The sequence below is a fragment of the Pseudomonas nitroreducens genome (assembly GCF_014204515.1).
GTDB lineage: Bacteria > Pseudomonadota > Gammaproteobacteria > Pseudomonadales > Pseudomonadaceae > Pseudomonas > Pseudomonas nitritireducens_A.
On the sequence record NZ_JACHLI010000029.1, the window covers coordinates 80,594 to 103,385 of the forward strand.

A 22,792-nucleotide genomic window follows, 5' to 3' on the forward strand; every position below is an offset into this window, starting at 1 on the left:
TCCCGGAGGAGAGGGAATTGTCCTCTGCAGGCTGGCAAAGTGGAGTTCTCCTGAAGCTAACGGCTGACACTTGAGCAGCAAGCGACGCCGAGCGGCTCCCTCTCCCTCTGGGAGAGGGCTGGGGTGAGGGGCTCTGGATACCACTCCGAAAGTCACCCCTCCATCCGCTCCCCGATCCACTCCACGAACGCCCGCACCTTGGGCACCGCTGCCGCATGCTCGGGGTACGCCAGGTAGTACCCGCTGCGACTCTGCAGCCCATGCTCCCAGGCAATCACCAGCTTGCCCTCATTCAGCTCCTCCTCCACCAGGAAGCGCGGCAGCAACGCCACGCCGCAGCCGGCCTGGGCTGCGCGGATGCACATGTAGAAGGTGTCGAAGCGCGGCCCGTGGTAGCTGTGTTCGCTGTGCTGGCCGAGGCTCAGGAACCACTCGTGCCAGGCTTCCTGGCGCGTGGCGTTCTGCAGCAGGACCAGGTCCGCCAGCTGGGTCGGGTCGCTCAGCGGCAGCGCCGGCAGGATCGCCGGTGAGCACACCGGCACCATCTCCTCGCCGAACAGCGCCACGCATTCCGCGCCGGGCAGGGTGCCGGCGCCGAAGAAGAAGGCGATGTCGCAGCGTGATTGCAGCAGATCGCCGGGCTCCAGCTCCTGGCGCAGGTCGAGGTGGATATTCGGGTGGCGATGGCGCCAGCCATTCAGTCGCGGAATCAGCCAGCGCGCGCCGAAGGTCGGCGGCGTTGCCACGCGCAGCACTTCGGTCTCGCCGCCGTAGGACAGCAGGTAGTGGGTGGACATCTCCACCTGGGTGAGGATCTTGCGCACCTCCACCAGGTACAGATCGCCCGCCGGAGTCAGTTGCAGGCGACGACGCACGCGGCGGAACAGCAGGTGCTGGAGCATCTCCTCCAGCTGCGCCACCTGCTTGCTGACCGCACTCTGGGTCAGGTTCAGCTCCTCGGAAGCGCGGGTAAAACTCAGGTGCCGCGCCACCGCTTCGAAGCATTGCAGGGCGGTCATGGACGGCAGGTGGCGTTTGCTCAGCATGGCGGGCAGTTCATGAATTTACGGAATGATGTGCATAGGAAACGTCGTTTGTTGTGCCTCGGCAAGCCGTTTATTACTGCTGGCATTCCGTCAGGTCATCTGAAAAGAACTGGAGTCCGCATGATTTCCGCACTGCTCGAATCCCTCGGCGTCGACGCCCGCCTGGTTACCGGTGGCGATCAGGTCATCCACTCGCCCATCGACGGCAGCCGCCTGGGCGCGGTGCGCCTGGAAAGCGCCGCCGAGGTGGAGCAGAAGATCGGCCGCGCCGCCCACGCCTTCGATGCCTGGCGCAAGTTCCCGGCGCCGCGCCGTGGCGAGCTGGTGCGGCTGTTCGGCGAGGAGCTGCGCGCGAGCAAGGCGGCCCTCGGCGAGCTGGTGTCCTGGGAGGCCGGCAAGATCACCCAGGAAGGCCTGGGCGAAGTGCAGGAGATGATCGATATCTGCGACTTCGCCGTCGGCCTGTCGCGCCAGCTCTACGGCCTGACCATCGCCTCCGAGCGCCCCGGCCACCACATGCGCGAGACCTGGCATCCGCTGGGCGTGGTCGGGGTGATCAGCGCGTTCAACTTCCCGGTCGCCGTGTGGTCGTGGAACACCGCGCTGGCGCTGGTCTGCGGCAACTCGGTGGTGTGGAAGCCGTCGGAGAAGACCCCGCTCACCGCGCTGGCCTGCCAGGCGCTGTTCGAACGTGCACTGAGCAAGTTCGGTGACGCCCCGGCGAATCTCAGCCAGGTGGTGATCGGTGATCGCAGCGCCGGTGAGGCCTTGGTCGACGATGTGCGTGTCGCCCTGGTCAGCGCCACCGGCAGCACCCGTATGGGCAGCGAAGTCGGCCCGCGCGTGGCGGCCCGTTTCGGTCGCAGCATCCTCGAACTGGGCGGCAACAACGCGATGATCCTGGCGCCCAGCGCTGACCTCGACATGGCCGTGCGCGCGGTGCTGTTCAGCGCCGTCGGCACCGCTGGGCAACGCTGCACCACACTGCGCCGGCTGATCGCCCACGAGTCGGTGAAGGACGAATTCGTCAGCCGCCTGAAGACCGCCTACGCCAAGGTGCGCATCGGCCATCCGCTGGAAGGCAACCTGGTCGGCCCGCTGATCGACGAGCGCAGTTTCCTCGCCATGCAGGGCGCGCTGGAACAGGCGCGCGGCGAGGGCGGTGTGGTGTTCGGCGGCGAGCGTCAGCTGGCAGACAAATTCCCCGCGGCCTATTACGTGTCCCCGGCCATCGTCGAGATGCCCGAGCAGAGCGACGTGGTGCGCAGCGAGACCTTCGCGCCGATTCTCTACGTGGTGCCCTATAAGGACTTCAACGACGCGGTGGCGCTGAACAACGGTGTGCCCCAGGGGCTGTCGTCGTGCATCTTCACCACCGACCTGCGCGAGGCCGAAGCCTTCATCTCGGTGGTGGGCAGCGACTGCGGCATCGCCAACGTCAACATCGGCCCCAGCGGCGCGGAGATCGGCGGCGCCTTCGGTGGCGAGAAGGAAACCGGCGGCGGCCGCGAGTCCGGCTCCGATGCCTGGAAGGGCTACATGCGCCGGCAGACCAACACCGTGAACTATTCGCGGGAACTGCCGCTGGCGCAGGGCATAGTCTTCGACTGAGAGCTGTTCGCGATGTTGGAAACTGGCGCGGCGACTTCCCCCTCACCCCAGCCCTCTCCCTCAGGGAGAGGGGGCCGTTCGGTGCAGGATGAAGTCGCGGCATCAGTCGGCAGGGCCTGCTCCCTCTCCCTCGGGAGAGGATTGGGGTGAGGGGCGGCATTCGCTGAGCGCCCGTCGGCCGGCTGATGAAGGCCAGTATGCAAGACAGAGTCATTCACAAAGGTTCGCGTAGAAGGATCGCTGGATGTCGCTTCGCCAAGAGTGTCTGTGGGAACACCTGACCCCGAACCGCCCGGAAGCCCCGGAGCTGCGTGGGGATCGCAAGGTCGATGTGTGTGTCATCGGCGCGGGCTTCACCGGTCTGTCTGCCGCGCTGCATCTGCTGGAGCGGGACCAGAAAGTCTGCGTGCTGGAAGCCCACACCACCGGGCACGGTGGCTCTGGGCGCAACGTCGGGCTGGTCAACGCCGGGCTGTGGATTCCGCCGGACGAGATCGAGGCGGGCATGGGCGCGGAGATCGGCCAGCGGGTCAACCGCATGCTCGGCAATGCGCCGTCCCTGGTCTTCTCGCTGATCGACAAATACGCCATCGATTGCCAGGCGCGCCGCGAAGGCACGCTGCACATGGCGCACAACGCCAAGGGGCTGGCCGACCTGCGCAGCCGCTGCGAGCAATGGGGCCGCCGTGGCGCTCCGGTGGAGCTGCTCACCGGCGCCGACTGCGAGCAGGCCTGCGGCACCGACAAGATCGCTGGCGCCCTGCTCGATCGCCGCGCCGGCACGCTCAATCCCATGGCCTACGTCAGCGGCCTCGCTCGCGCGGTGCTCGGCCTGGGCGGCGAGCTGTACCACCATTCCCCGGTGGTCGGGCTGGTGCGCGTGGGCAATGCGTGGAACGTGATCACTGCCGGTGGCGTGGTGACCGCCGAGAAGGTGGTGATCGCCTCCAGCGCCTACACCGAGGGCGAGTGGACGCAGCTGCGCCGCACCTTCTTCCCTGGTTACTACTACCAGGTCGCCTCGCGTCCGCTGGAGGGCGCGGAAGCCGCGCGGATTTTGCCGGGCGGGCAGGGCTCCTGGGACACGCGCCAAGTGCTCAGCAGCATCCGCCGCCACGCCGACGGCCGCCTGCTGCTCGGCAGCCTCGGCAAGGGCACCGGCAAGCCGGCGTGGTTCCTGAAAAGCTGGGCGGACCGCATCCAGCAGCACTACTTCCCCAGGCTGGGCAAGGTGGACTGGGAGTTCACCTGGACCGGCTGCATCGACTTCACCCCCGACCACCTCATGCGCCTGTTCGAGCCGGCGCCGGGGCTGGTCGCCATGAGCGGCTACAACGGTCGTGGCGTCACCACCGGCACGGTGGTGGGCAAGGCCTTCGCCGACTTCCTGCTGGACGGCGATGCCAGCGCCTTGCCGATGCCGCTCAGGCCCATGGAAGAGATTTCCGCCGTGGGCCTGCGCAGCTGTCTGTACGAAGCCGGCTTCTCCCTCTACCACGCCGGGCAGTGCCTGCGGGTGGTGATCTGAGGTTGTTCAGACCAGGGCGCGCGCCGCCCCGGTTTGACCCGCCAACGCTCGCTGCACTTTGGTCTAGCCTCTTATGGTGCGTTACCCCGACGGGTCTGCACCGCGGATGTGCAGTTCGGTGACAGCGACGGTTACGGTTGGGGTTGCGCCTGTGGTGGCTGGAATGAGCCAGTTCGCGGGAAGGAAGGTTGCACCCTGCTGCCTGCTTGGTTGCACCTTCTGCTTTCAATGGGTTGCACGTGTCTAGCACTTGATGTCTGCCAGCTCAGGCTTTTTTTGCTGTAGGACTTGGTTAATAACAAAAACGAATGGCACGCCGCTTGCTGTCGATTATTCGCTGAATCGCTTAACGAGAAATCGCCAACAAGAAATACAACGCGCCATTACAAAAACCCTCAGGAGCAAAACTCCATGTCGCAGAAGATTTTCAGAAAAGGTTTTCTGGCTCTGGCAGTCACCACCGCGCTGGGCATGTCTTCCGTAGTACAGGCCGATGTCGTGATCGGGGTCGCAGGACCGCATACCGGGGCCAACGCCTCGTTCGGTGAGCAGTACTGGCGCGGGGCAAGCCAGGCCGCCGAGGACATCAACGCCGCCGGTGGTATCAATGGCGAGAAGATCAAGCTGGTGAAGGCGGACGACGCCTGCGAACCGAAACAGGCCGTGGCCGTGGCCAACCGACTGGTGGACCAGGACAAGGCCGTCGCCGTGGTTGGCCACTTCTGCTCCTCCTCCACCATCCCCGCCTCGGAGGTCTACGACGAGGCCGGCATCATCGCCATCACCCCCGGTTCCACCAACCCGCAGGTGACCGAGCGCGGCCTCAACGGCATGTTCCGCATGTGCGGCCGTGACGACCAGCAGGGCGTGGTCGCCGGCGACTACATCGTCGACGTGCTGAAGGCCAAGAAGGTCGCGGTGATCCACGACAAGGATACCTACGGCCAGGGTCTGGCGGACGCCACCAAGGCGCAGCTGAACAAGCGCGGCGTGAAGGAAGTGCTGTACGAAGGCCTGACCCGTGGCGAGAAGGACTTCAACGCCCTGGTCACCAAGATCCGTGCCTCGGGCGCCGAAGTCGTCTACTTCGGCGGCCTGCACCCGGAAGCCGGCCCGCTGGTACGGCAGATGCGCGAACAGGGCCTGACCGCCAAGTTCATGTCCGACGACGGCATCGTCACTGACGAACTGGTCACCACCGCCGGCGGCCCGCAGTACGTCAAGGGCGTGCTGATGACCTTCGGCGCCGACCCGCGGCTGATCCCGGACGGCAAGGCCGTGGTGGAGAAATTCCGCGCCAACGGCTTCGAGCCCGAGGGCTACACCCTCTACGCCTACTCCTCGGTGCAGGCCCTGGCCGCCGCCTTCAACGGCGCGGGCAAGACCGATCCGGCCAAGGCCAGCGAATGGCTGAAGTCGCACCCGGTGGCAACCGTCATGGGCCAGAAGGAGTGGGACAAGAAGGGCGACCTGAAAGTCTCCGACTACGTGGTCTACGAGTGGGACGACAAGGGCAAGTACCACCAGCTCGACGCGTTCAAGAAGTAACCGCCTGATCGGCCGGCGCCGCTACCCGCGGCGCCGGCTTCCCCGCAGGTCGACGCAACGCGCAGCTGGTCACGAGCCGGTGAGTGCGCGAGCCGTCAGCCTTTCCTGCCCTGCTTGCGCGAGTACCCAATCGTGGACGGTATCTTCCTCCAGCAAATGATCAACGGGCTGACCCTCGGGTCGGTCTACGGCCTGATCGCCATCGGCTACACGATGGTCTACGGCATCATCGGCATGATCAACTTCGCCCACGGCGAGGTGTACATGATCTCCGCCTACCTCTCCGCCGTCGGCCTGGCGCTGCTGGCCTTCTTCGGCCTGCAGTCGTTCCCGCTGCTGATCCTCGGCACGCTGGTCTTCACCATCTTCGTCACCGGCGTGTATGGCTGGGTGATCGAGCGCATCGCCTACAAACCGCTGCGCAACTCCACGCGCCTGGCCCCGCTGATCTCCGCCATCGGCATGTCGCTGATCCTGCAGAACTACGTGCAGCTGGCCCAGGGCCCGCGCCAGCAAGGCGTGCCGACCCTGCTCGATGGCGCCTTCAAGTTCCACATCGGCGAAGGCTTCGTGCAGCTGACCTACACCAAGGTGTTCATCCTCATCGCCGCCTTCGTCGGCATGGCGGTGCTCACCTACGTGATCCAGTACACCAAGCTGGGGCGCATGTGCCGCGCCACCCAGCAGGACCGCAAGATGGCCTCGATCCTGGGGATCAACACCGACCGGGTGATCTCCTACGTGTTCATCATCGGCGCCGCCATGGCCGCGCTGGCCGGCGTGCTGATCACCATGAACTACGGCACCTTCGACTTCTATGCCGGCTTCATCATCGGCATCAAGGCGTTCACCGCCGCGGTGCTCGGCGGCATCGGCTCGCTGCCCGGTGCCATGCTCGGCGGGCTGATCCTGGGCGTGGCCGAGGCGCAGTTCTCGGGCATGGTGAACACCGACTTCAAGGACGTGTTCGCCTTCGGCCTGCTGGTGACCATCCTGATCTTCCGACCGCAAGGGCTCCTGGGTCGTCCCCAGGTGTCGAAGGTGTGAGCATGACGTCCGTTACCCAGACCTCAGCCGCGCCGAAACCTGCGCGCATCGATATCCGGAAGAGCCTCGTCGACACCGTGCTCGCCGGGCTGATCGCCCTGATCGTGTTCGGCCCCATCGTCGGCATCGTGCTCGATGGCTACAGCTTCAAGCTCGAACCGGTACGCCTGGCCTGGATGATCGGCGCGGTGATGCTCGGCCGCCTGCTGCTCAGCCTGTACCTGCAGACCCCGGCCGGCCTGCGCATCATGGACCGCTTCGAGAGCTCCGACTCGGGCATCAGCGTCCTGCCGCCGGGCTACAAGACGCGCCTGCGCTGGATAGTCCCGCTGGTGATCCTCGCCGCGGTGATCTTCCCGTTCTTCGCCAGCAAGTACCTGCTCACGGTGATCATCCTCGGGCTGATCTACGTGCTGCTGGGGCTGGGGCTGAACATCGTGGTCGGCCTCGCCGGCCTGCTCGACCTCGGCTACGTGGCCTTCTACGCCATCGGCGCCTATGGCCTCGCGCTGGGCTACCAGTACCTGGGCCTGGGCTTCTGGACGGTGCTGCCGCTGGCGGCCATCGTCGCCGCACTGGCCGGAGCGTTGCTGGGCTTCCCGGTGCTGCGGATGCACGGTGACTACCTGGCCATCGTGACTCTGGGCTTCGGCGAGATCATCCGCCTGATCCTCAACAACTGGCTGTCCTTCACCGGCGGCCCGAACGGCATGCCGGTGCCGTCGCCGACCTTCTTCGGCCTCGAGTTCGGTCGCCGGGCGAAAGAGGGCGGTACGCCGATCCACGAGTTCCTCGGCATCGATTACAACCAGAACTTCAAGTTCCTGTTCATCTACATCGTGCTGTTCCTGGTGGTCATGCTGGTGCTCTACATCAAGCACCGGCTGACCCGCATGCCGGTCGGCCGCGCCTGGGAAGCGCTGCGCGAGGACGAGATCGCCTGCCGCGCCATGGGCCTGAACCACGTGCTGGTGAAGCTTTCGGCGTTCATGCTCGGCGCTTCCACCGCGGGGCTGGCCGGGGTGTTCTTCGCCAGCTACCAGGGCTTCGTCAACCCGTCGTCGTTTACCTTCTTCGAGTCGGCGCTGATCCTCGCCATCGTGGTGCTGGGCGGCATGGGCTCGACGGTGGGCGTGGTGATCGCCGCCTTCGTTCTCACCGTCGCGCCGGAACTGTTGCGCAGCTTCGCCGACTACCGCGTGCTGCTGTTCGGCATCCTCATGGTGCTGATGATGATCTGGCGCCCGCGCGGGCTGATCCGCATCAGCCGCTCGGGCTTCGCCGTACGCAAGGGGGTGGCGCCATGAGCGGCGACAAGATCCTCAGCGTCGAACACCTGATGATGCACTTCGGCGGCATCAAGGCCCTCAACGACGTCAACCTCGACGTGGAACGCGGCTCAATCACCGCGCTGATAGGCCCCAATGGCGCCGGCAAGACCACAGTGTTCAACTGCCTCACCGGCTTCTACAAGGCCACCGGCGGCAACATCCTGCTCAACACCCAGGGCGGCACCACCGACGTCATCAAGGTGCTCGGCCAGCCGTTCCAGGGTGGCGACTTCGTCAACCCGGCGCAGTTCGGCAACCGCCTCTACTACAAGATGTTCGGCGGCACCCACCTGGTGAACCGCGCGGGGTTGGCGCGGACCTTCCAGAACATCCGGCTGTTCCGCGAGATGTCGGTGGTGGAGAACCTGCTGGTGGCCCAGCACATGTTCGTCAACCGCAACCTCCTCGCCGGCGTGCTCAACACTCCCGGCTACCGTCGTGCGGAAAGCGAAGCGCTGGATCACGCCTTCTACTGGCTGGAAGTGGTGGACCTGGTGGATTGCGCCAACCGCCTGGCCGGCGAGATGTCCTACGGGCAGCAGCGTCGCCTGGAGATCGCCCGCGCCATGTGCACCCGGCCGGAACTGATCTGCCTCGACGAGCCCGCAGCAGGCCTGAACCCGGCCGAGACCCAGGCGCTGGCGCGCATCGTGCGCTACCTGCGTGACCACCACGACATCACCGTGCTGCTGATCGAACACGACATGGGCATGGTGATGAATATCTCCGACCACATCATCGTGCTCGACCACGGCGTGGTCATCGCCCGCGGCGGCCCGGAGGAAATCCGCCACAACGACAAGGTCATTGCCGCCTATCTCGGCGCAGACGAAGAGGAGCTGGCATGACGGCGCCGATGTTGGAATTCCGTGAGGTCGATGTGTTCTACGGGCCGATCCAGGCGCTGAAGAAAGTCTCGCTGACCGTCAACGAAGGGGAGACCGTGGCGCTGATCGGCGCCAACGGCGCGGGCAAGTCGACGCTACTCATGTCGATCTTCGGCCAGCCCCGCGCGGCCGGCGGCGCGATCCTCTACAAGGGCCAGGACATCCGCCACAAGTCCGCGCACTACGTGGCCTCCAACGGCATCGCGCAGTCGCCGGAAGGGCGTCGGGTGTTCCCCGACATGACCGTGGAGGAGAACCTGCTGATGGGCACCATCCCCATCGGCATGGACCACGCCCAGGAAGACATGCAGCGCATGTTCGACCTCTTCCCGCGCCTGAAGGAGCGGCGCAACCAGCGCGCCATGACCATGTCCGGCGGCGAGCAGCAGATGCTCGCCATCGCCCGCGCGCTGATGAGCCGGCCCAAGCTGCTGCTGCTCGACGAACCCTCGCTGGGCCTGGCGCCCATCGTGGTCAAGCAGATCTTCCAGACCCTGCGCGAGCTGGCGCAGAGCGGGATGACACTGTTCCTCGTGGAGCAGAATGCCAACCATGCGCTGAAGCTGTCCGACCGTGGCTACGTGATGGTCAACGGCGAGATTCGCCTGAGCGGTACCGGTGCGGAGCTGCTGGGCAACCAGGAGGTTCGCAACGCGTATCTGGGCGGGCACTGACGCCAGCCTTTTGCGTAGGAGCGGACTCCGTCCGCGATGCTTCCCGGCGCGTCTGAGAACATCGCGGACGGAGTCCGCTCCTACGGTCATCCATCGCTTCGCTGCAGAGGGGTTTCCATGCAAGACCTCCGCTTCCTCACCAACGCCGACGTCGCCGCGCGTCTGAGTTATCCCCAACTGATCGAAGCCCTGCGCATCGGCCTCGCCGGCGATTGCGAGGCCCCGGTACGCGGCTGCCATGAACTGCCCGACAGCGCCTCGCTATTGACCATGCCGGTGTGGCGGCCAGGGCAGGATATCGGCGTGAAGCTGGTCACCGTGTTCCCCGGCAATGGCGCAAAGAACCTGCCGGCGGTGGCCGCGCTGTTCTGCCTGTTCGACGGCGAAACCGGACGCCCGCTGGCCATGCTCGAAGCCTCGGAAATGACCGCCCGGCGCACCGCCTGTACCTCCGCGCTGGCCGCCGACTACCTGGTGCGCCGCGACGCACGTCGGCTGCTGATCGTCGGCAGCGGCACCCTGGCGCCGCACATGGTCCGCGCGCACTGCTCGGTGCGCGAATACGAGGACATCGCCCTCTGGGGTCGCCAGGAAGACAAGGTGAATGCGCTGGTCAGGCAACTGCAGGACGAAGGCTATCCCGTCCACGCCTGCGCCGACCTGCGCGGCGGGGTGGCCGCGGCGGATTGCATCAGCTGCGTCACCACCTCCCGCGAGCCGATCGTCCACGGCGCCTGGCTGCGTTCAGGCTGCCACCTCGATCTGGTCGGCGCCTTCCTGCCGTCCATGCGCGAGACCGACAGCGAAGCCGTGCGCCGCGCCCGCATCGTCGTCGATACCCGCGAGGGCGCGCTGGAAGAGGCGGGCGACCTGCTGATTCCGCTGAAAGAGGGCGTGATCGACGCCAGCGCCCTTCACACCCAGCTTTCTGACCTTCTCCACGGTCGCGGCGCGCGCAGGGACGACAGCGAAATCACCCTGTTCAAGTCAGTTGGCTACGCCCTGGAAGACCTGATCGCGGCGCGACTGCTGCTGCAGTGAGATGCCGCTGAAACAGTCCAGAAAATCTGTGGGCCGGCCTGTGGATAACGTCTGGGAAAACCTTTCCAGCCCTTGTGGCTACAGGCGCCGTCAGCGCCGCTCGATTTCTGTCCAATCACTCTGCAACCCCTGTATGGATGGACAGGTACGCTTTCGCAGGAAAGTTCCTGCGAAGTGACGATTGTCCACGGTTACCGTTGAAAGACCTGTGGATAACCTTGGGAAGAACTTCCCAAGCGCAGCGGCGACGCGGCCTGCGCCGGTGCGCTCGAAAATCGTCCAGGGGAAATCGACATTCCGCTTGCCCACAGAATCCGTGGAGCAGCCTGTGGACAAGGTGGGCGCAACTCTCGCTGGGCCTTGAGCCATGGGACTTTCACGCGGCTGTGCGGGTTTTATCCAGCGCGGCTGTAACGCAACGCGGCAGGTTCGGGCTGTTATGCTCGGCCGACCGACAAGAACGCGCACCGCACGACTCTCCGGCATGCATCGGCGACGGCAGTGCCCAGCAAAGAGGATTTCTCCGATGACCACTCCCACCCTGTTCATTACCGGCGCCACCTCCGGCTTCGGCGAAGCCTGTGCGCGGCGTTTCGCCCGTGACGGCTGGTCGCTGGTGATCACCGGCCGTCGCGAAGACCGCCTCAACGCGCTGGCCCAGGAGCTTTCCGCCGAGACCGACGTGCTGCCGCTGGTGCTCGACGTACGCGACCGCGCCGCGATGACCGCCGCCGTGGACAGCCTGCCGGAGAAGTTCGCCAAGCTGCGCGGCCTGATCAACAACGCCGGCCTGGCCCTGGGCACCGACCCGGCGCAGAACTGCGAGCTGGATGACTGGGACACCATGGTGGACACCAACATCAAGGGCCTGATGTACGCCACCCGCCTGCTGCTGCCGCGGCTGATCGCCCACGGCCCGGGCGCGAGCATCCTCAACCTGGGCTCGGTGGCCGGCCACTGGCCCTATCCGGGCGGCCACGTGTACGGCGCGACCAAGGCCTTCGTCGAGCAGTTCTCGCTGAACCTGCGCTGCGACCTGCAGGGCACCGGCGTGCGCGTCACCAACCTCGAACCGGGCATGTGCGAGAGCGAGTTCTCCCTGGTGCGCTTCGGCGGCGACCAGGCCAAGTACGACAAGACCTACGCCGGCGCCGAGCCGATCCAGTCCGCGGACATCGCCGAGACCATCCACTGGATCATGAACCAGCCGCCGCACATCAACATCAATACCCTGGAGATCATGCCGGTGAGCCAGGCGTGGGCGGGGTTTGCGGTGCATCGCAAGGGCTGAGCACGGGCGCTCGCCGTGGCGGCGAGCGCAAGCCGGAGGTCAGTGCTGGCCGTCGATGATCGCCTCGGCGATGCGCGAGCGGAACCATTGCAGCGCCGCCGACTGCTCGCTGCTCGCGCGCCAGTGCAGGGAGACGTCGAAAGCCGGCACCTCGAAGGGCAGCTCGAGCATTTTCAGGCCACCCTCGGCGACGAACATGCGAGCGATCTGCGCTGGCAGAATGGTCAGCAGGTCGGTGCCGGGGATGATTTTGGGCAGCACCGAGAAGTGCGGCACGCGCAAGGCGATGCGGCGCTCCAGCTTCATCGCCTGCAGCACGTCCTCGGCGATGCCGTGGCCGGAGGTGCGGGTTACCACGACGTGGCGCTCGCGAAGATAGGCTGCCAGGTCGAAGTCCGCGCCGATCCGCGGATGCCTTGCGCAGAGCAGGCAGACGTAGCGCTCCTGGATCAGCACGCGACTGCGGCTGCCCGGCACCGCCTGACGGCAGATCGCCGCATCGACCTTGCCGCTGGCCAGCCAGTCCGCCACCTGGTCGACCTCCAGCGGCAGTACCTCCACTTCGGCCAGGGGCGCCTCCTGGCTCAGCCGCGCCAGGATCAGCGGCAGGAAGCCCAGCTCGCCGAGGTCGCTCAAGGCAATACGGAAGCGTCGCTCGGTGGTCGCCGGATCGAACTGGCGGGTGCCTTGCACCGCTCCTTCGATCCGCCCCAGCGCGTCGCGCAAGGTGACATACAGCTGCTCGGCCACGAAGGTCGGCTGGATGCCCTCGCGGCTGCGGGTGAACAGCGGGTCGTCGAACAGTTCGCGGAGCCGGGCCAGGGCATAGCTCACCGAGGGCTGGGTGACGAACAGGCGCTCGGCTGCACCGGTGACGCTACCCGATTCATAGAGGACGACGAAGGTGCGGATCAGATTCAGGTCGATCTGGGACATGGTTGTCACATAGATGGATTTTATTTTCGATAGAAATACTATCGATTTGATCGATTATCAGGCCGTTGCGAGAGTAGGGCAAACCCCACGACGAGCTTGATGTCCGGTATGAAAACTGTTCGCTGCGCCTCGTACGACATCCTTCGAAGCCACGGTCTGACCACCGTTTTCGGCAATCCCGGCTCCAACGAGCTGCCTTTCCTCAAGGGCTTTCCCGAGGACTTCCGCTACATCCTCGGCCTGCATGAAGGCGCCGTGGTCGGCATGGCCGACGGCTTCGCCCTGGCCAGCGGCAAGCCGGCCTTCGTCAACCTGCATGCCGCGGCGGGAACCGGCAACGGCATGGGCGCGCTGACCAACGCCTGGTACAGCCACAGCCCCCTGGTGATCAGCGCCGGCCAGCAGGTGCGCTCGATGATCGGCGTGGAAGCGATGCTGGCCAATGTCGAGGCGCCGCAGTTGCCCAAGCCGCTGGTGAAGTGGAGTGCCGAACCGGCCTGCGCCCAGGACGTGCCGAGGGCGCTGAACCAGGCCATCCACCTGGCGAACCTGCCGCCGAAGGCGCCGGTGTACCTGTCCATTCCCTACGACGACTGGGCGCAGGCGGCGCCGCCAGGCGTCGAACACCTGGCGGCGCGCAGTGTCGTCAGTGCCGGGCTGCCTTCGCCACGGCAACTGGAGGAGCTGGCCACACGGCTGTCCCAGGCGAGCAATCCGGTGCTGGTGCTCGGCCCGGATGTCGATGGCGCCGGTGCCAACCAGCTGGCGGTGCAACTGGCGGCGAAGCTGCGGATGCCGGCGTGGGTCGCGCCGTCGGCCTCGCGCTGCCCTTTCCCGACCCGCCATCCGTGCTTCCGTGGCGTTCTGCCGGCGGCCATCGCCGGCATCTCGCGGCTGCTCGACGGGCATGACCTGATCCTGGTGGTGGGTGCTCCGGTGTTTCGCTATCACCAGTTCGACCCGGGCCACTACCTGCCCGAGGGCGCCGGGCTGGTGCAGATCACCTGTGATCCGGCGGAAGCGGCGCGGGCACCCATGGGAGATGCCCTGGTCGGCGATATCCGCCTCACGCTCGAGGCTTTGGTCAAAGCCGTCCAGACGAGTTCACGAGCGCTCCCCGAGGCCTTGCCGCGACCGATCCCGAGGACGCAAGGGGATGGCCCGCTGCATCCGGAAACGGTGTTCGACCTGATCGATGAACTGGCTCCGCGCGATGCCATCTTCGTCAAGGAGTCCACCTCCACCGTCAGCGCGTTCTGGCAACGGGTGGAGATGCGCGAGCCGGGCAGTTACTACTTCCCCGCCGCGGGAGGACTGGGCTTCGGCCTGCCGGCTGCGGTCGGCGTGCAGCTGGCGCAGCCGCAGCGCCGGGTGATCGGTGTGATCGGCGACGGCTCGGCCAATTACGGCATCACCGCGCTCTGGACCGCTGCGCAATACCGCATCCCGGTGGTGTTCATCATCCTCAGGAACGGTACCTACGGCGCCCTGCGCTGGTTCGCCCGCGTGCTGGAGGTGGCCGATGCTCCGGGCCTCGATGTTCCCGGCCTGGATTTCTGCCAGCTCGGCCGCGGCTACGGCGTGCGCTCGGTGCAGGCCAACGATGTTGCCACCCTGCGCGAAGAGCTCGCCCGTGCGCTGGCTGGCGATGAGCCGGTGCTGATCGAGGTGCCCACCCTGACCATCGAGCCCTGAGCACCGCTCCGCCGGGCAAGGCCCGGTCCTGCCGCTGCCAGCGGCAGGTCCCCGACAACAACCCTCACAAGAACAACAACGAGGTGGCTATGACGACGCTCAACGAGGCGCTGCAGGGTTCTGCCCGGCGCCTGGATCAACACCCGGCAACGGCCGACATCGGCACATTGCTCGACGATGGACCCTTCAGTCCGATGCAGAAGTTCGTCGTGCTGCTGGCGGCGCTGTCCATCGTGCTGGATGGCTTCGACGGCCAACTGATCGGCTTTGCCATCCCGCTGATGATCAGCGAGTGGGGGATCAGCCGCGAAGCCTTTGCCCCCGTGGTGGCCGCCGGGCTGATCGGCATGGGCATCGGCAGCGCCTGCGCGGGACTGTTCGCCGACCGCTACGGGCGGCGTCTGGCGGTGATCGCCAGCGTGTTCGTATTCGGTACTGCGACCTGTGCCATTGGCCTGGCGCCGGACGTGCTGAGCGTGGCGCTGCTGCGCTTCCTCGCCGGCCTGGGCATCGGCGGGGCGCTGCCCAGCGCCGCCACCGTGACGGCGGAGTTCACCCCGGCGCGAAGGCGCACCCTGGCGGTGACCCTGACCATCGTCTGTGTGCCGCTGGGTGGCATGCTGGCAGGCTTCTTCGCCTCGCACATCCTGCCGGCGCATGGCTGGCGCACCCTGTTCTTCGTCGGCGGCGCGCTGCCGATCCTGCTCGGCTTCCTGCTGCTGGCGGCACTGCCGGAGTCGCCGCGCTTCCTGGCGCGCCGGGAGCCGCGCTGGGGCGAGCTGCGCCAGTTGCTCAAACGCTTGCAGCGGCCGATGCCGGAAAGCGCCCGCTACAGCGATTCCCTGGAACAGGCGCGGGAGCGCCGCGCTGGTGTCGCAGCCCTGTTCGACCAAGGTTGCGGCCGCGACACCCTGGCCATCTGGGTGGCTTTCTTCATGTGCCTGACCGCCGTCTACAGCGCCTTCAGCTGGCTGCCGAGCATGCTCCGTGCCGAGGGGCTGCCACTGGACGTGGCGGGCTCCGGGCTGACCGCCTACAACCTGGGCGGGGTGATTGGCGCACTGCTCTGCGCACTGGCGATGACCCGCTGGGGCTCCTACTGGCCCCTGCTGATCTGCTGCCTGGGCGGCGCGGCCAGTGCCTTCGGCATGCAACTGCTGGACGTGAACCAGCAGACCGGCCTGCTGATCGTCGGCTTCGGCGTGCACGGCCTGTTCGTCAACGCGGTGCAGTCGACGCTCTATGCGCTCTGCGCTTACATCTACCCGACCAGCGTGAGGGCCACTGGCACCGCATCGGCGCTGGCCTTCGGCCGCCTGGGGGCGATCCTCAGCGCCTTCGCCGGCGCCACTGTCATCACCCTGGGCGGTGCGCACGGCTACCTGACGATGCTGGGTGCGGTGATGGTGGCCGCGCTGATCGCCCTGATGCTGGTGCGCCGGCACATTCCCAGTCGCTCCTCGCAACCGTCCTGAACCGCCACGAGAGGGAGACCTTGCCATGGCCCAGACCTTGAATTCCCCCCTGAACATCAGTGTCCTCGGCGCTGGCGCGATGGGCTCGCTGTTCGGCGCCCGGCTGGCGGAAAGCGGCCAGCGGGTGACGCTGCTCGACGTCAACGAGGCGCACCTGGCGCAGGTTCGCGAGCACGGCTTGCGCCTGGCCACCGACGATGGCGACCGGTGCGTCCGCAACCTGTTGGCCTGCCGTCCCGAGCAGGCCCGGGGGCACCCGGACCTGCTGCTGGTGTTCACCAAGACCCTGCATACCGAACCGGCGCTGGAGAGCGTTGCGCAGCACATCGCCAGTCATACGCGGGTGCTGTCGCTGCAGAACGGCCTGGGTAACGCCGAAGCACTGTGTCGCCACGTGACCGCGGAGCGGGTGCTGATCGGCATGACCACCTGGCCTGCTGATTTTCTGGGGCCCGGCTACGTCGCTTCCCATGGCACGGGCGCGGTGCGTCTGTACTCGAGCGATGGTGTCGAGCGGCCGGCCTGCGACGAGGTGGCGGCCGTGCTGCAGGCGGCAGGCTTGAACTGCCGCAGTGACCCGGCGGTGTGGAGCTCGATCTGGGAGAAGGTCGCTTTCAATGCCGCCTTGAACAGCCTTTGCGCGATCACCGGTTGCACCGTCGGGCAACTGACGGCGGTGCCCCAGGGACCCGAGCTGGCCCGTGCGGTCGTTTCGGAAGTGATCGCCGTGGCGCGCGCCGAGGGCGTCGAAGCGGACGTCGAACACTGCCTGGCGGGCGTCGCCCAGGCCATGGCCCAGCACCTCACGCACAAGCCCTCGATGCTGCAGGACGTGCTCGCCGGACGGCCGACGGAAATCGGTTCGATCAACGGTGAGGTGGTGACCCGCGCCCGCCGCGCCGGACTGACCGTGCCCTGCACGGAAACCCTGCTGGGCCTGTTGCGCCTGGTGGAGGCGCGCGCACTGCAGGCCGCCCGTTGCCCATCCCTCCCGCTGACATCAGTACAAGGAACCCCGTCATGAGCCAAGCCAGGACCCCTTACGCCAACCTTCATCTGCAGCCTCTCGCCGGCCAATGGCGCGCGGGCGGCGCAGGCAGCACCCTGCGCAACTGCAATCCATTCGATGGCAGCCTGTTGCTGGAGATACCCCAGGCCAGCCGCGATGATCTGGACGCCGCCTTCCGCGAGGCCGCCGCGCAGCAGCCCGCCTGGGCCGCGCTGCCGCCAGCGGAGCGAAGCGCCTTGCTGCATCGGGTGGTGGCCCTGTTCGACCAGCGGCGGGAGGAGATCGTCGACTGGATCATCCGCGAGTCCGGCAGTACTCGCCTGAAAGCGACGCTGGAGTGGGGCGCCGCCCGCGCCATTACGCTGGAGGCGGCATCCTTCCCCAGCCGCGTGCATGGCCGCCTGCTCGACTCCAACGTGCCGGGCAAGGAAAGCCGGGTGTACCGCAGCGCCATCGGCGTGGTCGGGGTGATCAGCCCGTGGAACTTCCCGCTGCACCTGACCCAGCGTTCGCTGGCCCCGGCACTGGCGCTGGGCAATGCCGTGGTGGTCAAGCCGGCCAGCGATACCCCGGTGTGCGGCGGACTGTTGCTGGCGCGCCTGTTCGAGGAAGCCGGGCTGCCCGCCGGAGTGCTCAGCGTGGTGGTCGGGGCGGGCAGCGAGATCGGCGATGCCTTCGTCGAGCATCCGCTACCAGGGCTGGTGACCTTCACTGGCTCCACCCCGGTGGGGCGGCGGATCGGCAGCCTGGCCAGCGGCGGCAATCACCTCAAGCACGTGGCGCTGGAACTGGGCGGCAACAGCCCGTTCGTGGTGCTGGAGGACGCCGATCTGCAGCAGGCGGTGAACGCGGCGGTGTTCGGCAAGTTCCTCCACCAGGGACAGATCTGCATGGCGATCAACCGCATCATCGTGGTCGATGCGTTGTACGACGCCTTTGCCGAACGCTTCGTCGAGCGGGTCCGGCAGGTCCGGGTCGGCGATCCCCAATTGGAGCAGACCGCCGTTGGCCCGATCATCAATGCGCGCCAGCTCGAAGGCCTGCTGGAAAAGATCGCGCGTGCCCGCCGCGAAGGTGCCACGCCGCTGTACGAAGGCGGGGTGCAGGGCCAGCTTCTGGCGCCGCACGTCTACGGAGATGTCGAGCCGCACATGGACATCGCCCGGGAAGAAATCTTCGGCCCGCTGGTCGGCCTGCTGCGCGCCCGTGACGAGGACCATGCCCTGGAGTTGGCCAACGCCAGCGAGTACGGACTGGCCAGCGCCGTGTTCACCCAGGACCTGGAGCGCGGCGTGGCGTTCGCCCGCAAGGTGCGCGCGGGCATGACCCACGTGAACGACATCCCGGTGAACGACGAGGCCAACGCGCCCTTCGGCGGCGAGAAGAACTCCGGCCTGGGTCGCTTCAACGGCGACTGGGCAATCGACGAATTCACCCGCGACCACTGGGTGAGTGTGCAGCGCGAGCCTCGCCACTACCCCTTCTGACCGCCTGAACAACCCCTGCCAGGGCGCCTCCCGCGGGAGGCGCTGCGGCTCACTGCGCCTGAAATTCCAGGAGAACAATAACAATGAAGCGTCTTCCCACCCATTCCCTGGCTTGTGTCCTGCCCCTGTTCTGCGCTGCCGCGCAGGCCTCGGAAGGAGGCTTTCTCGAGGACTCGCGCAGCGAACTGGTGCTGCGCAACTACGCCTTCAACCGCGACTTCCGCGATCACGACGGCAGCAAGAGCCTGATCAACGAATGGGCGCAGGGCTTCATCCTCAAGTTCACCTCCGGCTACACCGCCGGCACCCTGGGCGTGGGCGTCGATGCGCTGGGGATGTACGGGGTGAAGTTGAACAGCGGACGTGGCCAGAGTGGTTCCGAACTGCTGCCCGTGCATGACGACGGCAGGGCGGCCGATGAGTACGGTCGGGTGGCGGTGGCGGGAAAGTTTCGCCTGTCAGCCAGCGAGCTGAAGGTCGGGGAAATGCTTCCTGACCTGCCGGTGCTGCGTTACGACGATGGCCGCCTGCGGCCGCAGACCTTCCGCGGTGCCGCGCTGCTGTCCCGCGAGTGGGAAGGAACGAGTCTGTACGGTGGGCGCTTCGACCGGGTCAGCCTGCGCAATTCGTCTGACCTGCAGAAGCTCACGTCCTGGTCGGCGCCTTCGGCACAATCCGCTGCCTTCAACTATGCCGGCGTCGAGCAGCGTTTCAACCAGCAGCGCACCCTGCTCGGAGCCTGGTATGCACAGCTGGAGGATATCTACAGCCAGCGCTTCTTCAGCCTGCAGCACAAGCAGCCGCTGGGGGAGTGGACGCTGGGCGCCAACCTCGGCCTGTTCCTCGACCGGGACGACGGCCGCGCCCTGGCCGGCGACATCGACAGCCACACCGCCTTCAGCCAGCTGTCGGCCAGCCACGGCGGCCACACCCTGTACCTGGGCCTGCAGAAGGTGGGCGGCAAGGGCGCCTGGCAATGGGTCTACGGCACGGGTGGACGGACCCTGGGCAACGACATGTTCAACGGCAATTTCTCCAATGCCGATGAGCGCTCCTGGCAGCTGCGCTATGACTATGATTTCGCCGCGCTGGGGATGCCGGGGCTGGTGAGCATGCTGCGCTACGGCAAGGGCGACAATGCGACCACTCGTGCCGGCAGCGGAGGCAAGGAGTGGGAGCGCGATGCGGAGGTCGGCTACACCGTGCAGAGCGGCACGCTGAAGAACCTCAACCTGCGGCTCAACCAGGCGAGCAACCGACGCAGCTTCAGTCGCGACTTCGACCAGACCCGGCTGATCATCAACTACCCGTTCTCCCTCTGACCTGCTCGCCCGCGGCGCTCCCGAGCGCCGCGGGCTCGGCGATCAACCGGCGAGCAGCCAGGCACCGGCGCCGGCCGAGGCCAGCCCGGCAAAGCGCACCAGCGGCGCTGCGGCCTGCGGCAATAGGCGAACGATGCCGTAACCCGCCGCATGCAGCGCGGCGGTCGCGCCGACGAAACCGGCGGCATACAGCCAGGGACTGCTCAGGTCCGGCAGTTCCAGCCCGTGGGCGACGCCGTGGGCGAAGGCGAACAGCGCCGTCGCACCCATCGCCAGGAACAGCGGCGGACGCACGGCCAACGCGACGCACAGGCCCAGCGCCAGAACCGAGGCAGCGATGCCGGTCTCGATGAATGGCAGCTCCATGCCTTCGAAGCCCAGCAGTCCACCGAGCAGCATCACGCCGACGAAGGTGCACGGCAGCGCGAGCCGTGCGGCGCCATTCTGCTGTGCGGCCCAGAGGCCGACGGCGAGCATCGCCAGCAGGTGGTCGAGGCCGGTGACGGGGTGGGCGATGCCGGCGATCAGGCCGTGGTCGCCATGCCCCGGATGGGCGAAGGCCACGGCCGGGGTGAGGAGCAGCGCGAGGCTGTAGAGGGCTGTGCGCAATTGCATGGATAACTCCCTGTTCATTGTTATGGGCGCGTGTCGTGGCCGGCGTACATCCGCGGCCGCGCAGCAGGCATCAGGCCGCGATCAGCAGGCCCTGGCGCTCGATGAAGGTGATGATCTCGGCCAGGCCCTGGCCGGTCTTCTGGTTGCTGAAGACGAAGGGTTTGTCGCCGCGCATGCGCGAGGCGTCCTGGTCCATCACTTCCAGCGAGGCGCCCACCAGCGGGGCGAGGTCGATCTTGTTGATCACCAGCAGGTCGGACTTGCAGATGCCCGGTCCGCCCTTGCGCGGGATCTTGTCGCCGGCGGAGACGTCGATTACGTACAGCGTCAGGTCCGACAGCTCGGGGCTGAAGGTGGCCGAGAGGTTGTCGCCGCCGGACTCCACCAGGATCAGGTCCAGGCCCGGGAAGCGGCGGTTGAGCTGGTCGACGGCCTCCAGGTTGATCGAGGCGTCCTCGCGGATCGCCGTGTGCGGGCAGCCGCCGGTTTCCACGCCGATGATCCGCTCCGGCTCCAGGGCCTGGTTGCGCACCAGGAACTGCGCGTCTTCCTGGGTGTAGATGTCGTTGGTGACCACGGCGATGTTGTAGCGCTGGCGCAGGGCGCGGCACAGCGCCAGGGTCAGGGCGGTCTTGCCGGAGCCCACCGGGCCGCCGATGCCGACGCGAAGAGGTTGAGAGTTCATGGCAGTTCTCCTAGGAGCGGAACAGACGGCTGTATTGGGTTTCGTGGTTCATGCAGGCGAGTGCGAGGCCGAAGGGCGCGCCGCCGTGGGGATCGTTTTGCAGCGCCGCATGGCAAGCCGCGTCGAGCTCGGGGAGCAGTTGCGAGGTGAGCTTCTGCGCGGCCAGCTGGCCCAGCGGCAGGGTCTTCATCAGCACCGCCAACTGGTTCTCCAGCCAGCTCCACAGCCAGGCGCCGAGGGCCTGCTCCGCAGTCAGTCCCCAGGCGCGGGCGGCCAGCGCCCAGGCGGCGGCGAAAGACGGTTCGGCCTGCGCGGCAAGCCACTGGCGTGCGGGTTCGTCCAGCTCGGGCAGGGCTTCAAGCAACTGGCCGAGGGAGAAACCCATCTGCCGGTTTTCCAAGCCCAGCTCGCGGGTCTCGCGGCTGGCGCGATGGCGTTCGGCGGCGTCACCCAGGGCGGTCCAGTCAGCGCTTTGTGCGGCGCGCAGCAGCTCGGCGAGCAGCGGGCCTTCGAAGCGTGCGAGGTTCAGATGCAACTGGTCGACGAGCCAGATACGGGCGCTGTCGGCATCCTTCACCTGGCCCTGGTCGATGGCACTTTCCAGCCCTTGCGAGTAGCTGTAGCCGCCGATGGGCAACTGTGGGCTGGCGAGGCGCAGCAGTGACCAGAGGTATGAGGACTCAGCCATGGGCGACGGCCTGTCCGTGCATGCCCATATGCCCCCTCTCCCTTTGGGAGAGGGCTGGGGTGAGGGGAAAGGCCAGGCACAGGAGCATCACAAGCGCACTCCAAACTGGTGCAGCTTCGGCGCGTAGTTGAATGCTTCCTCACCGTGGTGCGAGTGATGATGCCCGCCACCATAGGCGCCATGCTCCGGCTGGAAAGGCGCTTCGATGGCCTCCACCGTGGCGCCGAGCTGGTCGAGCATGGCCTTGAGCACGTAGTCATCGAGCAGGCGCAGCCAGCCTTCGCCGACCTGCAACGCGACATGGCGATTGCCCAGGTGATAGGCCGCGCGGTTCAGCTCGCGGGCGTTGGCACAGGTGACGTGGAGGAGCTTTTCCGGCGCGGCGCAGACGCGTACCACGCGGCCATCGTTGGCCAGCAGGCACTCACCATCGGTCAACGGTGACTGGCCGCGTTCGAGGAACAGGCCGACGTCCTCGCCCGTGCGGGTGAAGCAGCGCAGGCGGCTCTTGCTGCGCGCCTCGTAGTTCAGGTGCAGCTCGGCGTCCCAGTGTTCGCGGGGCTCGATTCGTTGGTGGATGACCAGCATGGCAGCGTCCGGCAGTAGCAATGGCGGTGCTACAGCAAGGGGCTTGCCAGTGAGGGCTTGCGTCAGTGTTGATGCGGGCTGGAGCGGTTGTCCGAGCGATCAGGAATGGTGCGCGCGCGCAAGGATGGTGCGCACGAAAACGGTGCGCACCAAGGCGGGGCGAAGTTGCTCCTGCTGATCAAAAGCCCCTCACCCTGAACTGACCCCCAGATGTTGGACACCAACTCTGAGGGGTCCACATGGCAAGGCATGATGGGAAGTTCAAGCTAGAGGTGGCGCGCCACTATG

Annotated in this window: 20 protein-coding genes; 14 read left to right on the forward strand and 6 right to left on the reverse strand. The window is 66.8% G+C overall.

Translation table 11 applies throughout. From position 1 onward, the window contains the following. Nucleotides 1-152: 152 nt before the first annotated feature. A complete protein-coding gene (locus HNP46_RS27295; protein ID WP_184595272.1) occupies nucleotides 153-1,046 on the reverse strand; it encodes a LysR family transcriptional regulator in 894 nt (297 codons plus the stop codon). A 120-nt stretch (nucleotides 1,047-1,166) separates the two neighbouring features. On the opposite strand from HNP46_RS27295, the gene HNP46_RS27300 reads away from it, so the two are divergent. The 9 genes from HNP46_RS27300 to HNP46_RS27340 all read left to right on the forward strand — a co-directional run bounded on the left by HNP46_RS27300 (nucleotide 1,167) and on the right by HNP46_RS27340 (nucleotide 12,004). Further along, nucleotides 1,167-2,657 (forward strand): L-piperidine-6-carboxylate dehydrogenase, encoded by a 1,491-nt coding sequence (locus HNP46_RS27300; RefSeq protein ID WP_311771845.1) that lies wholly within the window; start codon nucleotides 1,167-1,169, stop codon nucleotides 2,655-2,657. Nucleotides 2,658-2,901: 244 nt separating this feature from the next. Beyond that, on the forward strand, nucleotides 2,902-4,185 hold the full coding sequence (locus HNP46_RS27305) for an L-pipecolate oxidase (protein WP_184595276.1): 1,284 nt from the start codon (nucleotides 2,902-2,904) through the stop codon (nucleotides 4,183-4,185). Nucleotides 4,186-4,596: 411 nt separating this feature from the next. Beyond that, complete coding sequence (locus HNP46_RS27310; RefSeq protein WP_184595278.1) at nucleotides 4,597-5,733, forward strand: branched-chain amino acid ABC transporter substrate-binding protein; 1,137 nt, start codon at nucleotides 4,597-4,599, stop codon at nucleotides 5,731-5,733. A 132-nt stretch (nucleotides 5,734-5,865) separates the two neighbouring features. Beyond that, nucleotides 5,866-6,780: an ABC transporter permease subunit gene (locus HNP46_RS27315; RefSeq protein ID WP_081515564.1), complete on the forward strand. Its 915-nt coding sequence runs from the start codon at nucleotides 5,866-5,868 to the stop codon at nucleotides 6,778-6,780. A 2-nt stretch (nucleotides 6,781-6,782) separates the two neighbouring features. Beyond that, nucleotides 6,783-8,087 (forward strand): high-affinity branched-chain amino acid ABC transporter permease LivM, encoded by a 1,305-nt coding sequence (gene livM, locus HNP46_RS27320; RefSeq protein WP_184595280.1) that lies wholly within the window; start codon nucleotides 6,783-6,785, stop codon nucleotides 8,085-8,087. Beyond that, nucleotides 8,084-8,959 (forward strand): ATP-binding cassette domain-containing protein, encoded by an 876-nt coding sequence (locus HNP46_RS27325; RefSeq protein ID WP_184595288.1) that lies wholly within the window; start codon nucleotides 8,084-8,086, stop codon nucleotides 8,957-8,959. Before livM ends, HNP46_RS27325 begins: the two co-directional genes overlap by 4 nt. After that, nucleotides 8,956-9,672 (forward strand): ABC transporter ATP-binding protein, encoded by a 717-nt coding sequence (locus HNP46_RS27330; protein ID WP_045216300.1) that lies wholly within the window; start codon nucleotides 8,956-8,958, stop codon nucleotides 9,670-9,672. Before HNP46_RS27325 ends, HNP46_RS27330 begins: the two co-directional genes overlap by 4 nt. Before the next feature lie 117 nt (nucleotides 9,673-9,789). Then, complete coding sequence (locus HNP46_RS27335) at nucleotides 9,790-10,713, forward strand: ornithine cyclodeaminase family protein (protein WP_184595290.1); 924 nt, start codon at nucleotides 9,790-9,792, stop codon at nucleotides 10,711-10,713. A gap of 526 nt (nucleotides 10,714-11,239) precedes the next feature. After that, on the forward strand, nucleotides 11,240-12,004 hold the full coding sequence (locus HNP46_RS27340; protein WP_184595292.1) for an SDR family oxidoreductase: 765 nt from the start codon (nucleotides 11,240-11,242) through the stop codon (nucleotides 12,002-12,004). 39 nt (nucleotides 12,005-12,043) lie between these two features. Here HNP46_RS27340 and HNP46_RS27345 read toward each other — a convergent pair whose 3' ends face one another. Then, complete coding sequence (locus tag HNP46_RS27345; protein ID WP_184595294.1) at nucleotides 12,044-12,940, reverse strand: LysR family transcriptional regulator; 897 nt, start codon at nucleotides 12,938-12,940, stop codon at nucleotides 12,044-12,046. A 108-nt stretch (nucleotides 12,941-13,048) separates the two neighbouring features. Between HNP46_RS27345 and mdlC the strand changes: the two genes are divergently transcribed. The 5 genes from mdlC to HNP46_RS27370 all read left to right on the forward strand — a co-directional run bounded on the left by mdlC (nucleotide 13,049) and on the right by HNP46_RS27370 (nucleotide 19,928). Further along, nucleotides 13,049-14,635, forward strand: a complete 1,587-nt coding sequence (mdlC, locus tag HNP46_RS27350; RefSeq protein ID WP_184595296.1) for a benzoylformate decarboxylase — start codon at nucleotides 13,049-13,051, stop codon at nucleotides 14,633-14,635. Between the two features lie 89 nt (nucleotides 14,636-14,724). Continuing rightward, nucleotides 14,725-16,110, forward strand: coding sequence for an MFS transporter (locus tag HNP46_RS27355; RefSeq protein ID WP_184595298.1), 1,386 nt, complete (start codon nucleotides 14,725-14,727; stop codon nucleotides 16,108-16,110). A gap of 49 nt (nucleotides 16,111-16,159) precedes the next feature. Continuing rightward, a complete protein-coding gene (locus tag HNP46_RS27360) occupies nucleotides 16,160-17,134 on the forward strand; it encodes a ketopantoate reductase family protein (protein WP_184595318.1) in 975 nt (324 codons plus the stop codon). After that, the gene (locus HNP46_RS27365; protein WP_184595300.1) at nucleotides 17,131-18,606 is read left to right on the forward strand and encodes an aldehyde dehydrogenase family protein; all 1,476 of its coding nucleotides are present in this window, start codon (nucleotides 17,131-17,133) and stop codon (nucleotides 18,604-18,606) included. The genes HNP46_RS27360 and HNP46_RS27365 overlap by 4 nt, the downstream gene beginning before the upstream one ends. A gap of 83 nt (nucleotides 18,607-18,689) precedes the next feature. Then, the gene (locus HNP46_RS27370) at nucleotides 18,690-19,928 is read left to right on the forward strand and encodes an OprD family porin (RefSeq protein ID WP_184595302.1); all 1,239 of its coding nucleotides are present in this window, start codon (nucleotides 18,690-18,692) and stop codon (nucleotides 19,926-19,928) included. A gap of 42 nt (nucleotides 19,929-19,970) precedes the next feature. Here the strand turns inward: HNP46_RS27370 and HNP46_RS27375 are convergent, their stop codons facing one another. The 4 genes from HNP46_RS27375 to ureE form a co-directional block, all read right to left on the reverse strand. Beyond that, the gene (locus tag HNP46_RS27375; protein WP_184595304.1) at nucleotides 19,971-20,543 is read right to left on the reverse strand and encodes a HupE/UreJ family protein; all 573 of its coding nucleotides are present in this window, start codon (nucleotides 20,541-20,543) and stop codon (nucleotides 19,971-19,973) included. A 70-nt stretch (nucleotides 20,544-20,613) separates the two neighbouring features. Next, nucleotides 20,614-21,228, reverse strand: a complete 615-nt coding sequence (gene ureG, locus HNP46_RS27380; protein ID WP_184595306.1) for an urease accessory protein UreG — start codon at nucleotides 21,226-21,228, stop codon at nucleotides 20,614-20,616. A 10-nt stretch (nucleotides 21,229-21,238) separates the two neighbouring features. Next, the gene (locus HNP46_RS27385) at nucleotides 21,239-21,916 is read right to left on the reverse strand and encodes an urease accessory protein UreF (protein ID WP_184595308.1); all 678 of its coding nucleotides are present in this window, start codon (nucleotides 21,914-21,916) and stop codon (nucleotides 21,239-21,241) included. 87 nt (nucleotides 21,917-22,003) lie between these two features. Then, a complete protein-coding gene (gene ureE, locus HNP46_RS27390; RefSeq protein ID WP_184595310.1) occupies nucleotides 22,004-22,504 on the reverse strand; it encodes an urease accessory protein UreE in 501 nt (166 codons plus the stop codon). Nucleotides 22,505-22,792 lie beyond the last annotated feature (288 nt).